Raw genomic sequence first — 14181 nt, 5'->3', positions numbered from 1 at the left:
GTTTCATTGATGAGGAAGATTTTTGTTTTTATGATTCTGATAGCGCCTTTAAATGCGCTTTTCGCCCAGGAATCTGAGTCCGATTCCTCTGGGATTGTCAGCAACAGGCTGCTGCCTACCTCTGCCCCTACCCTTTTGTTCAATGAAGCCGACGAGCGGCAAAAGGAAGACAAGAAAAAAAAGAAGAAAAAGAAAAAGAATGTATACTTTAATGTAAAGACAAAGAAGTCATACACCAAGCAGACATTTCGCAACCAGACCATTCATGAATTCTTCCACTACAGCTATGAAACCCGTAAGGTAGATCCATATATTCGGGACATTTACTGGATTGACAAAAAGGACAATGTCATCCGCACCAAAAACTTTGACTCTAGCAGAGGTTATCTCCTCCATGGCCCCTATGAAAAGAAAAACGGTGACATTGTAGTGGAATCAGGTATGTTTTACTTTGGCACCAAGCATGGCCGATGGATGAAATATGACAACAAGAATATCCTATTGGATAAGGCTCATTTTGCAGAAGGCTGGCCAAAAGCAAGTCGCGTTACCTATTATAATAGAACCGATAGAAAAATAGAAAAAGTCACCCCTATTGAATATGAGCTGAAAGAGGGCAATTTCTTTCATTTCTATGAAGACGGCCAAGTAGCGGTCACAGGAGAATACCAGTACGGCGAAAAGGTGGGAATTTGGACTGAATACTGGCACATGAGTGGTAAAGACAAGACCATAAAAAAACGTGAAATCCAGTATCAAGAAGCTCCTTATACGAAGAATTTCACGCCTTATATCAAAGCTGAGTGGGACAAAGAAGGGAATATAGTTTACAGAAAAGACACTTAATCCTTACGCCATTTTCACCACTTCCTTATTTAAAACCGCCTCAGGTCTCCACAATGAAGGATGTTCATTGTCAAATATCCTGTCAAAGTATGCCAGAGCATCCTCTTTTGAGTAATTGCCATTTCGTACATTTGGCCAGAAATCCACATCTTCTCTTTTTATGATCACAGTTGACAGCTTTACTGGGATTTTAGAATAACCTAAGGCCTGCAACACGGCCACTCTATGTTTGCCGGCACTGATGGCAACCCGATAATCTTTACCATCACGAACATAAAGCCTTCCATTGATATGCCCACTTCCAAGTTTTTCAGGTTGGTAGCCGTTATGCCTGATGGAATTGTATATTTTTATGAATCTCTGGAAAGTGATTTTTCCAAAACCCAGCGAAACCGGACCTTTTTTGAGGTGCCCTTTTATTTCACCTACTTCCCCCAGCTCCGATTGGGCCTTAACAAAGTCATTGCGCTTAAGCCGGGCATCCGATAGATTTTTACTGCTTTTGTAACCCTGATCCCAGGGCGGGGCCAGCTCTTTGCCGTTTTTATAAAAGCCGTCGGCCTTTCCCGGCTGCCACTTCTCATAAAAATCCTCCATTGGAGAACCAACATAATCGGCACATTGGCCCTCACCGTATTTCTTCAACGTCTCTACGAACGGATTGTACTCTGCAGAACCGGGAAACTCAATAGAAAAACACCTTTTGATTTTCACATTCATCACAAACGGAGCCCCACAAGTCCAGTAATACCCCTCTAATGGATTCTTTACTTCTGTTCTTAAATCGACAGTTTTGCGGTTGTTTTCAATTTTTTCAAGGGAAAATCCCAAGGGCTTCAATAAATCATTAACCACATTTTTAATAGCTTCTTTCATTCAACTCCACATTATATTAAATAAATAATTTCCTTGCATTTACATAAAATAGGTAGCATCCTATTTCACCCTAAAAAGTCATCGCTAAAAATTATACAACGCCAAAAAAACTGCAGGAGTACAATTGCGTCTTTTTAAATATAACTTATCCGTTTTTAAATAACAAGAAATGCATTACAATTATGACGAAAACATGATGGTTGCCAAGTGTTTAGCAACCTTCACTCATTGCTCCAAAAAGTTTAAAAAAAATATAATGTGACTATTAAAAGGATCAAATGCAATTAACCAATTGCCAACCCTCTTTTCCTGCTGTTCAAACCAAGACAGCTCAAACACCTGAAAACCACAGCATTATTAGGCTTTTTTAACAGCCAAAAATGAATTATTATTGTAAAATATTCTTTTGATTAATAGATTAATTTATCATATTTGATATTAATGATAGGATTATTGTCATTTTGAAGCATTGCTAGGAGGTAATTCCGCCTAAAACTCGAAATAAATTGCCAACTTTGCCCAACTTAACCGTGACTAAATCTTCGCATAACTTACTTCCAGGATGGATGGTTCTCGCTTTGGATTTCCTTGTTTTTTTCCACGCAAGTATTCTTAGCTATTTCATCCTCTCGAGTTTAAATTTCAGCATTTTAGTATCTTCTGGCTTTTTGCAGGGCAGCGTTTTATTTGCTGCTATTGCCACATTTTCCTGTTATGTGTTGAAAAACCACCACCTTGCCGCCGAAGACAACCTGGTGCAAGAAGTCCTTTCTATCCTCAGGACACTGATCCTAAGTACGGTAATTATTGCTATTTTCACCTTGACGGACCGCTATATTTTCGGATTATATCTTCTGCCAAGCAGCAAAGCAATTTCTATCAGCATGGGACTTTCTCTATTTGGCCTTACCTTTACCAGAATGGCGCTTAGACAAGGGATAGATTATCTGTCCCAAACCCATCAGGTGCAAAAAAACATTCTTATCATTGCCAGCCACGCCTCTCAAGCCATGTCTAGAAGGGTTTTGAAAAATGCAGGCTTCCCACTTCACTTCATTCAGGCCTATGTTTCCGAAAACTTCACCGAATCTGGAAGAAAAATATTGGGAGCACCGGTTTATGAAAACCTTTCCGAATTGCATAAAGTAATTGCCAGACATAAAATCACCGAAATCTTCATCAGTGAAGAGGGATTGAGCATTGAAGAGAAGAGAAACTACATCAATGCCTGCCTTCAAAACGGTGTGCAACCGAGCATGTTGACCCCTTCCGATGAGTGGGACATCAACGACGGGGAGTATGTGCTAAAAAAAACTTCAATTGAAGATTACCTAGGTCAAGAGGCTGTAGTAGAAAATACATCTAGCAGCAAAAAACACTTCTTTTCCAACAAGACCGTCATGATCACCACAGCCGGCAGCAAGCTAGGCACGGAACTTTGCCGCCAGCTCATCTACCAAAATCCGGCTCACATCATCATCGTGGACAGGTCGGAGGCAGCAATTGCCGATTTGAGTTTTAGAGTAAAACAGTTGAAGCTAAAAAGCCATGTTACCACAGCCGTGGTGGATATCCGAAACAAAGGCAGAATGAGGGCATTATTTGAAGCCCATAAACCTGAACTTGTTTACCATACAGCCCTATACCACGAGCCGTCCATGATGGAGGTATACTCAGAGGAAGCCGTAAGGGCAAATGTTTTGACCACCAAAAGTCTTTCTGAATTATCTCTGGAGCATGATGTAGAGAAATTTATCCTAATTTCCTCCCACCAAGCAGTAAACCCAACAGAAATCATTGGGGCTTCAAAGAAGTTGGCCGAAATGTATGTCAAATACAAAAACGACCTGCCGAGCTTTGGTCCAAAAACGCAGTTTTTGACCATCAGACACGGTGAGGTATTGGGCGTAAACGACCATAGCCTTCAAAAAATCAAAGCCGAAGTCAGAGGCGGCCAAGCGGTCAATATTCATCACCCTGACACTAGCCACCAGTATTTCACCATTTCCCAAACCTGCAAATTCATTCTCACTGCCAGTCAAATTGGCAAAGGGGGTGAGGTATATGCCATGGAAAAGACCAGCCCGATTAAATTGGTCGAGTTGGTCAAAAAGACCGTCCAATTGTATGAAGGAAGAATTTCTTCTGAGCTAAAAGTCCATTATAACAAGCACCTGCAGCCAATGGAGGCTAACCCTCTTTTTGATGCCAAAGCAGAAAAGGTCAAAAGAACTCACGTTCCAAACCTGACTAGGCTGCAGCCCTTATTGGAAACCACATTTGATGTTTCAGAAAAAATCGAGGAGCTGGAGGAGATTTTGAAAAACCAGGATACCCTCACCTTGCATAGATTTTTCAAAAGCATCATCCCAGCATTCATAAGCGACAACAACTTTGTGGAATTATCTAACAGGCTTAATTGATGTAATTTTTACCTTTGCCGCATGAAGATTACAATCGTGGCTGGGGCAAGGCCGAATTTTATGAAAATAGCCCCCATCATCAAGGCTATTAATACTGAGTATTCCGACAAGATCCAATTCCGTCTGGTCCATACAGGTCAGCATTATGACCGGAAGATGTCTGGCGATTTTTTTGAAGAATTGGGCATCCCAATGCCGGACTCCAACCTAGGAGCCGGAGGAGGCACACAGGCTGAGCAAACTGCCTCGATCATGGTAGGCTTTGAAAAGGAACTGCTGGCCAACCCAACATCTGTAGTATTGGTCGTAGGCGACGTCACCTCCACCATGGCCTGCTCCATCACTGCCAAAAAACTCAACATCCCTGTAGTGCATGTGGAAGGCGGTATCCGCTCTGGGGATATGAGCATGCCTGAGGAAATCAACCGTATCGTCACCGACAGTATTTCTGACCATTTCTTCACCACCAGCGAGCTGGCCAATCAAAATCTCCAAGCTTCAGGAATAAGTGCGGACAGGATACATTTTGTGGGCAATACGATGATTGACACCCTTTTAGCTAACTTGGAAAGATTGCAAGATCCAAATATCCTGCATGAAGGAAAAGAACTGAAACCCCATAAATACATCGTGCTCACCCTTCACCGCCCTGCAAATGTGGACGAGGAAGAAAAGCTAAAACTTATGATGGACACCATTGTCAATGGCTGCAGCCCATTCCCCGTGGTGTTTCCTGTCCATCCCCGGACGGCGCAAATACTAGATCAATTGGGAATAAACTATGAAAACCTGGTCACCGTGGAACCGCTCTCCTATCTTAAGTTTAATTTCTTGGTCAAAAATGCATTGGGGGTGATTACCGACTCCGGAGGGATTACCGAAGAAACCACCATCCTAAAAGTACCGTGCATTACGCTCAGGGATAACACCGAAAGACCCGAAACAGTAGAGTTGGGCACCAATGAACTGGTAGGGACAGACCCTGCCAAGCTTCCACCATTTTTGGAAAAGATGAAGTCTGGAAACTGGAAACACGGCGATACGCCTCCGCTTTGGGACGGCAAAGCAGCCCAAAGGATTGTCAAAAAACTGCTGGAGATCTACGGTTAATCAATAGAAAGCATCCTCAAAATGATAATACGTAAAATTCCCATCCGGATCTTTTGATACCGACACGATGTCAAACCGGATATCCCGATGCCAGTCTTTGAGATGGATAAAATGATCGGCACCACGGATGATCAGCTGCTTTTTGCGATAATCTACGAATTCTTCCGGGTGACCAAAATTGAGCCCACTGCGGAATTTGACCTCTACAAAAACCAAAATGCCATTATGGGTCAAAATAAGATCAATTTCAGCGTGGCGATACCGAAAATTGGAGGCGATAAGGCAATACCCTTTTGAAATAAGCCAATCGCCAGCGAGCCTTTCGGCCTCAAACCCTTTTTGAAGATGCTGTGCCATGTGAAAAATTATTTGTGTAATTTTGAAAAAATAAGCCAGTAGAAGCTAATCAAAATCCAAAGAAGCAACTGTGAATCAAGTTATAAATAAAAAGGTAAAGTTTGTCGATTTAGGGCTAAAAGATTATCAGGAAACTTGGGACTTGCAGGAAAAGGTGTTTGCAAAAACCGTGGAGGCAAAAATTGCCAATCGGAAAGCAACTCCCGATGAACAGCAACCTACCGATAACTACCTATTATTTGTGGAGCATCCTCATGTGTACACACTAGGAAAAAGCGGTGATCCCTCCCATTTGTTGCTGGATGAACAAGGCCTAAATGAAAAAGAGGCCAAGTTTTATAAAATCAACCGTGGCGGGGACATCACCTATCATGGTCCTGGCCAGCTGGTCGGCTATCCCTTGCTTGATTTGGAAAACTTTTTCACCGACATCCACAAATACCTTCGCCTGTTGGAGGAGGCCATTATCCTCACACTGAAGGATTATGGCATAGAGGCAGGCAGGATTGATGGCTTGACCGGGGTATGGCTAGATCACATCAAGCAGCAAAATCCAAGAAAAATATGTGCCATGGGCGTCAAATCCAGCCGCTGGGTGACCATGCACGGCTTTGCCTTCAACGTAAATGCAGATGTGGCTTATTTTGGCAACATAGTCCCATGTGGAATAGCCGACAAGGCCGTCACCTCCTTACATCTGGAGCTTGGAAAAAAAATGGATGAAAAAGAGGTGAAAGAAACTGTAAAAAAACACATAATTGAACTTTTTGGCATAGAAGAGGCGGTAACTATTTCTGCCGAAGAGTTGACAAATATTTAAGCTTATTAATGAAAAAAGACATAGATTTCCACCCAGTAACGGGGGTAAAACTTGCTATTGCCAAAGAAGAAAACAACGGCCAAGTGGAATGGGGCGTGTATATCATCAACCTCAACCTAATTGAGTTGAAAACAGTCATGGTCACCTCAAAAGGGTATGGCTTAATTGACGGTGAGGAAAAGAAAACCTCCACTTTGAGGCATTTAATTGAGGAGTTGAGGTCCCAGAGCATTGCCAAAATTGAACCGATTGATCCCGCCCTTTTCAAATTAAACAATGAATTCTGGGTAAGTTATTATATATTGAATCAAATCTTTGACAAGAAATTTATATTTGTGGAAGGCAGCATGAATGAGGAGAACATCAAACTCATTCCCGAGCTGGGCCTCCAAGGAGTACTTCACTCATAACCTTACTTTATGGCGGATTTTTTTAACCAACTTAAAAACATACTTTTTCTGGATATTGAAACGGCCACCTCGACCGAAGAATTTGCACAACTTGACCCAAGACTTCAGGCGGAATGGATGCTAAAACACCGGCGAAATGGAGATGACTCCATCAGTCCTGAGGCTTATTATTCCGACAAAGGAGCGATCTTCGCAGAGTTTGGCCAGGTGATCTGCATTGGGGTCGGATACATGGTTTATAATCCGGAAACGGAAAAATTCCAGTTCCGCACCAAAAGCTTTGCAGCTGACACTGAAAACGAGACACTTTTGGAATTTAGGGAGCTGCTGGAAAAGAGAAGGTGGACCCTTTGCGCCCACAACGGCAAAGAGTTTGACTTTCCCTATCTATGTAGAAGGATGCTGATCAACAAGATCCCCTTGCCAGATGCGTTGCAAATGGCGGGCAAAAAACCTTGGGAAATCAACCACCTGGATACCCTCGAACTTTGGAAGTTTGGAGATTACAAACATTACACAAGACTGGACCTGCTTACGGCCCTTTTTGGCATACCCAGCCCGAAAGATGAAATAGACGGAAGCAAGGTCAATGAAACTTATTATAAGCAAAAGGGTTTAAATATAATCAGAAGCTATTGTTTGAAAGATGTGGAGGCAACAGCAAGAGTTTATTTGGCCTATCAAGGCCTGCCTTCAGACCTGGAAATGGAAATCATCAATCTGGACACCCCACCTGTTGAGAACTGACCACCAGTTTATTTTAGCTTAATTATTACTAACAATTAATTTTTATGGGAAGAAAATCAAATAAACAATCACCAAAAAGTAAAAAAGGAATGGACTCTGCCCAATTGGCCAAAACAGTTCTGAACTTTTTAGACAGAAATTTCGGAGAGGAATTTTCCTCCAAACAACTTATAAAAAAATTAGAATTAAGGGATGCCAAGACAAAAGCGATGCTGGATTCAACCTTGCACAAGCTGGTCGAAAGCGGCTCCCTGAGCAAAAACCCGAGAAATGCCTATTCCTCTACCAAGGAACCGGATTTCATTACCGGCACGGTGGACTATGTCAATCCCCGCTTTGCTTTCATCATCCCGGATGACCGGGAGCAGTTCCCTAAAGACATTCAGGTAAAGGATTCCGATCTCAAAAATGCCTTAGATGGGGATAAGGTCAGAATCATGATCAACCCTAACCCCAATCGCTCAGGCAGATTGGATGGAAAAGTACTGGAAATCATTTCCAGAAACAGGGATGAGTTTGTGGGAAGAATTGAAATCTCGCCAAGGTTTGCGTTTGTGGTGGCTGATTTCAAGAAAATGCACCACGATATTTTCATCAAAAAGGGTGACCTTATGGACGCCCAGCACAACCAAAAAGTGGTGGTCAAGATCACCGAATGGCGGGATGATGACAAAAACCCAACAGGAAAAGTGTTACGTGTACTCGGTGAGGCGGGAGACCATGAGGTGGAAATCCACTCCATCATGGCTGAATTTGGCTTACCTTTCGAATACCCAGAAGAGGTAGAAAGGGAAGCGGAAGAAATCAGAGAGGAAGTTCCACAGGAAGAAATTGCCAAAAGAAAGGACTTCCGCGACGTGACCACTTTCACCATTGACCCAGCAGATGCCAAGGATTTTGATGATGCCATATCATACAGAAAACTTGAAAACGGCAACTTGGAAGTCGGTGTCCATATCGCCGATGTGACTCACTATGTAAAGCCTAACACCTTACTAGAAAAAGAGGCCTACGACCGGGCTACCTCTGTGTACTTGGTCGATAGAACCATCCCTATGTTGCCCGAGAGATTGAGTAACGGGCTTTGCTCATTGAGACCTGAGGAAGAGAAACTCACTTTTTCATGTGTTTTCGAAATGAACGAAAACGCCGAAGTGGTGAAGCAGTGGATAGGAAGGACAATTATTTATTCAGATCGAAGGTTTGCCTACGAAGAGGCTCAGGAAAATATTGACAACCAATCCGGTGACTATTTCCAGGAGCTCACCCACCTGAATGATTTGGCCAAAAAAATACGTAAAACGAGATTCCAAAAAGGCGCCATCAATTTCGAAACCGTTGAGGTCAAATTCAAACTTGATGAGAAAGGCACCCCTCTCGGCCTGATGGTCAAAGAAAGGAAGGATATTCACAAAATGATTGAGGAATTTATGCTTCTGGCCAACCGGACCGTGGCGGAATTCATTTATAATAAGAACAAGGGCAAGGACACCTTTGTGTACCGGACCCATGACTACCCAGACTCAGAAAGGCTGATCACATTTTCCAACTTTGCCAAAAGATTTGGCCATGAGGTGGACCTGGAAAAGCAAGGAAATATCTCCTACTCTCTCAACAAGCTCATGGATGAAATCCAGGGAAAACCGGAGCAGAATGTCTTGGAACAACTGGCTATCAGAAGTATGGCTAAGGCCAAATATACCACTGAGCCGAAAGGCCACTTTGGGTTGGCTTTCAAACATTATACCCACTTTACCTCCCCTATCAGAAGATATCCTGACATGATGGTGCACCGGTTATTGCAGCATTATCTGGATGGCAGCAAATCACCTGATGCTGAGACGTGGGAAGACAAGTGTGTTCATTCATCGGATCGCGAAAAGAGGGCCTCTGACGCTGAAAGGGCTTCCATCAAATACAAGCAAGTGGAATACATGGCCCTTGCCGAGGAAAAAGTTTACGAAGGAATCGTTTCAGGTGTGACAGAATGGGGTATTTTTGTGGAGATTACCGAAACCAAATGCGAAGGCATGGTTCGTCTTCAGACCATGGACGATGATTACTATGAGTTTGATGAGAAAAACATGCGCGTGATCGGTGCCAAAAACAAGAAAATGATAACCCTTGGTGACAAGGTGCATGTGCAGGTGGTTGCCACCGACATCGACCGAAGGACCATAGATTTGGAATTTGCAGATAATGACTGAAAGTAAAGCGATAAATGTTCCGGAACTGTTGAAGGAACTGGAAGGACACCTTACCAGCCTCAAGTATGGTCAAGAGCCGACCGAACTTTATCAACCTATAGATTACATCATGCAGTTGGGCGGAAAGAGAATCCGTCCACTGCTTGCCCTACTGGCTTACAGCCTTTACAAGGATGACTATCAAAGCATCCTCAACCCAGCATCGGCGATTGAGGTTTTCCACAATTTCACCTTGATGCATGACGATATCATGGATGAAGCGCCCTTGCGGCGAGGTAATCCTACCGTGCATGAAAAGTGGAACGCCAATACAGCCATCCTTTCAGGGGATGTGATGCTGGTCAAAGCTTATGACATGCTTCTGGAAATTGACCCGGCTCTTCTTTCCAAGGTTTTAAGGCTTTTCAACAAAACTGCAGCTGAAGTCTGTGAAGGACAGCAAATGGACATGAATTTTGAAACCCGGGATCACGTCAATGAGGAGGAATACATCAGCATGATCCGCCTGAAAACGGCCGTTTTGCTCGGCTTCTCCCTTCAAATGGGGGCGACTTTGGCCGGCGCTGGTGAGGAGGATGCCCAAGCCTTGTATGACTTTGGGGTCAATGTGGGTATTGGATTCCAACTCAAGGACGACCTGTTGGATGTCTATGCAGACAAGGCCAAATTTGGCAAACAGGTAGGAGGAGACATCATCGCCAACAAAAAGACATTCCTACTTATCAAAGCTAAAGAGTCAGCTTCAGACGAGCAACTCGTAGAGCTTAACAAATGGCTGGAAGTTTCCTCCACTGAATCCAATGAGCAAAAAGTCAAAGCCGTAACTTCCATTTTTACCAAAAACGGTATAAATACCCTGACGGAAAACAAAATGGCCAGTTATTTTGAAATGGGTTTTTACCAATTGAAAAAACTGAAAGTCAACAATCCACAAGCTTTAAAAACTCTAAAGGTTTTAACGGAAGATTTGATAAATAGAGAAAGTTAAATGGAGATTTCGGCTACATTAGTAATAATCGCCCTTACCGCCCTCATTTCATTTCAAGGCTTTAAAAATCCAGGTTTGATAAACCGATGGATGTTTACGCCTTATTTGATCAAAGAATATCATCAATGGGACCGGTTTGCCTTGAGCGGCTTTATCCACAAAGACCTGACCCACCTTCTATTCAACATGTTCACCTTCTTCTTTTTCGGAAGAATTGTCGAGCAGTTTCTGGAATATTACTTCAATGGGGTGATAGGCACGGTGGCTTATGTGATCTTTTATCTGGCAGCGATCATCATTTCGGATATCCCTACTTACTTGAAGCAAAAAGGAAATCCTCGCTACCATGCCTTGGGAGCCTCTGGAGGAGTTTCGGCAGCTGTTTTTGCCAGCATCATGCTTATGCCGCTGGCTGACATTTGTCTATTTGGATTGATCTGTCTTCCAGGTTTTATTTTGGGTGTACTCTTTCTGATCTATTCGGTGGTGAAAGGCATGCAGGATAAAGACGGTATCAACCACGATGCACATTTGTTCGGCGCTATTTTTGGCATTTTCTTCATCTTGATACTGAACCCACAAAGCGCCATCAGCTTTTTTGAGCAAATAAAAAACTACAGGCCATTTTGACCTGTAGTTTTTTCATTTCAAATCCAATCCACTTTCTTATTTGATATCCTTTAGCGTATTATCAATTAATACCTTAAGGTGATCCTTATGCGCTTTGGTAGCCAAATCACCAGCACCATTACTTACCCTGCCTTTGATATAGTTCAGGTTATAAAGTGCAGCGGATTTCGCCATGTTGTTATACTTACCATTGCTGTCACTTGATACCATCGACTTGAGTGAATTTACATACTCTAGCTGTAGGTTTTGGCGGAAAGTATTCACATTCTTGTTCATATCCGCATCGAAAACTGATTTGGTCAGATCGTTCATGAAGCTTGCCAATTTGTAATCATTCCCATAAAGCTCGGAATCAGTAATCCGCTGTAAAGTATTTGGGTGCAACAGGTGGTTGAGCACGTTTTTCTGATAATTCAGCACCTGCTTGTGGATCTTGGGATCCTCCGGACCACTGAAGAAATTAAAGCCTCTTCTCTGTTGTGCCAAGTAATTGTACAGATCATTTGAAACATTAAAAGCATCCGGTGCAAAAACATATTTACCCAGAGCATCCATGGCTCTTTTCTGATCTTTGATACTAACTGGCGTGAATGGCTGATTGGCACCTTCCTGCCCCGCCATCGAGCGGTCCACATACACACCTCCGATAAACCTGGAAACCACACCAGCTGCAGTTGCATATTGCCCCATCAGAACATTATAGGCCTGGTTAAGCTCATGATAGGATTGGCCTTCTTTGGTATATTTAGACTTCACGTCCTTCATGATGTCCTTCACCAGGTCCATTCTATCAATCGAATATTGAATCTGGTCATTGGAAAGGTCACCAATCATCACCCTTGGATCGATGCCTTTACCAGGAGATCTCATATCGTCGGCGTCATTTCCGAAAATATGCTCCGGCTTTGTGGACTCTGCAAGGATTTTATTCAGTCCATCCTCATCCACATCGGCATAGCCAAACTGAATTGCCCATTTATCATATGGCCCCACGGTGGTGGAGAAAAAGTGACCTTGTTTCTCCTTGTCCTTATTGACGTTGATTGCCAAATAGTCCATCACGGAACCGGATAGAGCTTTCCCTTTGGTAAAATTGCCATCCTTAAGTTCCTCTGGTGAGTAAAGCTGACTGGCTTTCATGTTATGGTTAAGCCCCAAAGTATGACCTACCTCGTGCATTAGCAATTCCGCCATGGCTTCCTTGCGCATGCCCACCATCTCCATGTCAGAAGCTCCAGAGGCCATCAAAACCGCCTGGCCAAACATCATGTTATGCTGCATCTGGTGGCCAGCCACGCAATAAAGGTGGGGGTCATTGCCTTGCATCTGATCATTTTCAAACACTGTCAGGTCATTGAAAATTTTATCCATCACTACCCTATTGGTATGGTACACGAACTCAAGCATAATATCGGATCCTAAAATCTGCCCGGTTCTTGGGTTGACAAAGCTCGGGCCATAACCGCCAAATGGAGGATTTGGCGAACTTGTCCAGCGGAGCACATTGTATCTGATATCTCCGGCATCCCAATCGGCATCGTCAGGCTGTACTTTCACTTCTATAGCATTTTTGAAACCTGCCTGCTCAAAGGCTTTATTCCATTCCAAAACAGCCTCTGCAATGGTTTCCCTCCACTCATGGGGAGTTGAATTTTCTATCCACCACACAATTGGCTCTACCGGTTCAGAAAGCTGGGCGTTTGGATCTTTTTTCCTCAAGTCCCAACGGTGAATCAAATCGCGATAAGGGGTAGCAGAACTGGAAGTCATATCGGTCACTTCGGTCGTAAAGTAACCCACACGCGGATCATCATATCTTGGCTGATATCCGTTATCTGGCATTTCAATCAAACTGTGGTACACTTTGATACTCACATTGCGTCCATCGGTAACGGCACTGGACCCGCCATTTATCACGCCTTGATTTGTGAATACATACTCAACAGCCAAGTCAGAATTCAGATCATAGTTTCTTACTGCCAAGACTTTGGTCTTATCCCCATCGAGATTCCCTAATTTGAAGGCCAAAGGAGATTGGCCTGGGTAAGATGGGGGCTTGATATCAGAGAAAGTTTCTTTTAGGAAAAGGTTGTCCGCTTTGATGAGGTAGAGACCTTTTTCATCATCACTTCCCTCAATTTTCATGGAGGCCATCACCCCATGGCTGATATTGGCATCAGCAGATCTGCTCAAGGGGTTTTCTGGGTCAAAATAATGCGAGGTGTTTTGGGATACAAATTCAAGCTTGTTGAAATATTTCTCCACCTTGAAGATTTTGGAGTCCTTATAGGCACCACGGAATGCAGCGGCCTCGGTGACACCATCGGCAATCTGGCTAAAGTAAATAAACTCCTTGCCAAGTTGCTCCTTGGTGACCAACATTTTCAATTCACCACTGGTGGTGTCTTGGTAAAAAGTGAAAAGTCCCTCGATCTTTTTATGGCCTTTGACCAACTCGTCAATGGATTTTTTGTCACTTTTTTTCTCGGGAGTTGCTGCTACCGGGGTGGTAGTCTCAGCCTTCTTTTTCTTCAACCACTGCGCTTGGGTATCCTGGGGCGCGAACATAAGTCCAGCTGCTACCAGCACAGCGAAGGAAGTGCTTTTGAATAGATTCATAAAATATTGGATAAAATTCTGGGATTTATTTTATCCAATATAAGCAATGAATTGCTAAATCAAAATAGGCCATTTCTTATCAAAAGTTAAAAAACACAAAAGGAGGGCGATTAACCCTCCTTATTATATTACAATTTAAGAAACTGGC

The 14181-nt window shown here is 43.2% G+C and carries 12 protein-coding genes; 9 read left to right on the top strand and 3 right to left on the bottom strand.

Features of this window, described 5'->3' with window-relative positions; genetic code table 11:
- Nucleotides 1-30 precede the first annotated feature (30 nt).
- The gene (locus tag KI659_RS00705) at nt 31-846 is read left to right on the top strand and encodes a toxin-antitoxin system YwqK family antitoxin (RefSeq protein WP_246535240.1); all 816 of its coding nucleotides are present in this window, start codon (nt 31-33) and stop codon (nt 844-846) included.
- 3 nt (nt 847-849) lie between these two features.
- On the opposite strand, the gene KI659_RS00700 is transcribed toward KI659_RS00705, so the two are convergent.
- Nucleotides 850-1722, bottom strand: coding sequence for a hypothetical protein (locus KI659_RS00700; protein ID WP_213943423.1), 873 nt, complete (start codon nt 1720-1722; stop codon nt 850-852).
- Nucleotides 1723-2252: 530 nt separating this feature from the next.
- Between KI659_RS00700 and KI659_RS18705 the strand changes: the two genes are divergently transcribed.
- On the top strand, nt 2253-4145 hold the full coding sequence (locus KI659_RS18705; RefSeq protein ID WP_213943422.1) for a polysaccharide biosynthesis protein: 1893 nt from the start codon (nt 2253-2255) through the stop codon (nt 4143-4145).
- 21 nt (nt 4146-4166) lie between these two features.
- Nucleotides 4167-5255, top strand: coding sequence for a non-hydrolyzing UDP-N-acetylglucosamine 2-epimerase (gene wecB, locus KI659_RS00690; RefSeq protein ID WP_213943421.1), 1089 nt, complete (start codon nt 4167-4169; stop codon nt 5253-5255).
- On the opposite strand, the gene KI659_RS00685 is transcribed toward wecB, so the two are convergent.
- Nucleotides 5256-5612: a YraN family protein gene (locus tag KI659_RS00685; RefSeq protein WP_213943420.1), complete on the bottom strand. Its 357-nt coding sequence runs from the start codon at nt 5610-5612 to the stop codon at nt 5256-5258. It abuts the gene before it with no gap.
- 70 nt (nt 5613-5682) lie between these two features.
- Here KI659_RS00685 and lipB point away from each other — a divergent pair, with 70 nt between their 5' ends.
- From lipB to KI659_RS00655, 6 genes are read left to right on the top strand one after another with little or no spacing between them, the layout of a single operon-like run.
- Nucleotides 5683-6432 carry a lipoyl(octanoyl) transferase LipB gene (gene lipB, locus KI659_RS00680; protein ID WP_213943419.1) on the top strand — a complete coding sequence of 250 codons (750 nt, stop codon included), beginning with the start codon at nt 5683-5685 and terminating at the stop codon, nt 6430-6432.
- Nucleotides 6433-6440: 8 nt separating this feature from the next.
- Complete coding sequence (locus KI659_RS00675; protein ID WP_213943418.1) at nt 6441-6842, top strand: hypothetical protein; 402 nt, start codon at nt 6441-6443, stop codon at nt 6840-6842.
- Between the two features lie 9 nt (nt 6843-6851).
- The gene (locus KI659_RS00670) at nt 6852-7589 is read left to right on the top strand and encodes a 3'-5' exonuclease (RefSeq protein WP_213943417.1); all 738 of its coding nucleotides are present in this window, start codon (nt 6852-6854) and stop codon (nt 7587-7589) included.
- A gap of 44 nt (nt 7590-7633) precedes the next feature.
- On the top strand, nt 7634-9796 hold the full coding sequence (gene rnr, locus KI659_RS00665; protein WP_213943416.1) for a ribonuclease R: 2163 nt from the start codon (nt 7634-7636) through the stop codon (nt 9794-9796).
- Entirely contained in the window at nt 9789-10784 is a 996-nt protein-coding gene (locus tag KI659_RS00660; RefSeq protein WP_213943415.1) for a polyprenyl synthetase family protein, read from the top strand. The genes rnr and KI659_RS00660 overlap by 8 nt, the downstream gene beginning before the upstream one ends.
- A complete protein-coding gene (locus KI659_RS00655) occupies nt 10785-11414 on the top strand; it encodes a rhomboid family intramembrane serine protease (protein ID WP_213943414.1) in 630 nt (209 codons plus the stop codon).
- Between the two features lie 36 nt (nt 11415-11450).
- On the opposite strand, the gene KI659_RS00650 is transcribed toward KI659_RS00655, so the two are convergent.
- Nucleotides 11451-14033: a zinc-dependent metalloprotease gene (locus KI659_RS00650; protein WP_213943413.1), complete on the bottom strand. Its 2583-nt coding sequence runs from the start codon at nt 14031-14033 to the stop codon at nt 11451-11453.
- Nucleotides 14034-14181: the final 148 nt, after the last annotated feature.

Origin of the sequence: Litoribacter ruber, assembly GCF_018449405.1 — a bacterium.
In the GTDB taxonomy this organism is placed as follows: Bacteria; Bacteroidota; Bacteroidia; order Cytophagales; family Cyclobacteriaceae; genus Litoribacter; species Litoribacter ruber.
This window is presented reverse-complemented; position numbering and strand designations above follow the sequence as displayed.